The sequence below is a fragment of the Bacillus cereus group sp. BfR-BA-01380 genome, from assembly GCF_022663535.1.
Classification (GTDB): domain Bacteria; phylum Bacillota; class Bacilli; order Bacillales; family Bacillaceae_G; genus Bacillus_A; species Bacillus_A cereus_BB.
On sequence record NZ_JAKUFS010000081.1, the window covers coordinates 1 to 1,014 of the forward strand.

Consider the following 1,014-nt stretch of genomic DNA (forward strand, 5'->3'; position numbering starts at 1 on the left):
GATGGCAGAGAGGTCACACCCGTTCCCATACCGAACACGGAAGTTAAGCTCTCTAGCGCCGATGGTAGTTGGGACTTTGTCCCTGTGAGAGTAGGACGTTGCCAGGCAAAATGGAGGATTAGCTCAGCTGGGAGAGCACCTGCCTTACAAGCAGGGGGTCGGCGGTTCGATCCCGTCATCCTCCACCATATGCCGGCTTAGCTCAATTGGTAGAGCAACTGACTTGTAATCAGTAGGTTGGGGGTTCAAGTCCTCTAGCCGGCACCACTTTAGTAAGAGCCATTAGCTCAGTTGGTAGAGCATCTGACTTTTAATCAGAGGGTCGAAGGTTCGAGTCCTTCATGGCTCACCATTTTAAAAATATAGTACGCGGGTGTGGCGGAATTGGCAGACGCACCAGACTTAGGATCTGGCGCCTTTGGCGTGGGGGTTCGACTCCCTTCACCCGCACTTTTAATTGAATAAGTCATATATGTCTTGCGGAAGTAGTTCAGTGGTAGAATACAACCTTGCCAAGGTTGGGGTCGCGGGTTCGAATCCCGTCTTCCGCTCCAATTTTCAATATGACATGCCGGGGTGGCGGAACAGGCAGACGCACAGGACTTAAAATCCTGCGGTGGGTGACCACCGTGCGGGTTCGACCCCCGCCCTCGGCACCATATGCGCCCGTAGCTCAATTGGATAGAGCGTTTGACTACGGATCAAAAGGTTAGGGGTTCGAGTCCTCTCGGGCGCGTTCTTTTCGGGAAGTGGCTCAGCTTGGTAGAGCACCTGGTTTGGGACCAGGGGGTCGCAGGTTCGAATCCTGTCTTCCCGATTTTGATAAGGGGCCTTAGCTCAGCTGGGAGAGCGCCTGCCTTGCACGCAGGAGGTCAGCGGTTCGATCCCGCTAGGCTCCACCAAAAGTTCTTTGAAAACTGAACGAAACAAACAACGTGAAACGTCAATTTTTATTTATGATGCTAGACAAACACTTTATTGGAGAGTTTGATCCTGGCTCAGGATGAACGCTGG

The 1,014-nt window shown here is 52.6% G+C and carries 9 tRNA genes and 1 rRNA gene; all 10 read left to right on the plus strand.

Going from position 1 to position 1,014, the window contains the following annotated elements:
- Nucleotides 1-107 (plus strand): 5S ribosomal RNA (gene rrf / locus MR076_RS25885); the annotation flags it as partial.
- 5 nt (nucleotides 108-112) lie between these two features.
- Nucleotides 113-188 (plus strand) — tRNA-Val (locus tag MR076_RS25890).
- A 3-nt stretch (nucleotides 189-191) separates the two neighbouring features.
- Nucleotides 192-267, plus strand: a tRNA-Thr gene (locus tag MR076_RS25895).
- A gap of 9 nt (nucleotides 268-276) precedes the next feature.
- A tRNA-Lys gene (locus MR076_RS25900) sits at nucleotides 277-352 on the plus strand.
- 17 nt (nucleotides 353-369) lie between these two features.
- Nucleotides 370-450, plus strand: a tRNA-Leu gene (locus MR076_RS25905).
- 29 nt (nucleotides 451-479) lie between these two features.
- Nucleotides 480-554: transfer RNA gene (locus MR076_RS25910), tRNA-Gly, on the plus strand.
- Between the two features lie 16 nt (nucleotides 555-570).
- A tRNA-Leu gene (locus MR076_RS25915) sits at nucleotides 571-659 on the plus strand.
- Nucleotides 660-662: 3 nt separating this feature from the next.
- A tRNA-Arg gene (locus MR076_RS25920) sits at nucleotides 663-736 on the plus strand.
- Nucleotides 737-743: 7 nt separating this feature from the next.
- Nucleotides 744-817, plus strand: a tRNA-Pro gene (locus MR076_RS25925).
- A 9-nt stretch (nucleotides 818-826) separates the two neighbouring features.
- Nucleotides 827-902 (plus strand) — tRNA-Ala (locus MR076_RS25930).
- Nucleotides 903-1,014 lie beyond the last annotated feature (112 nt).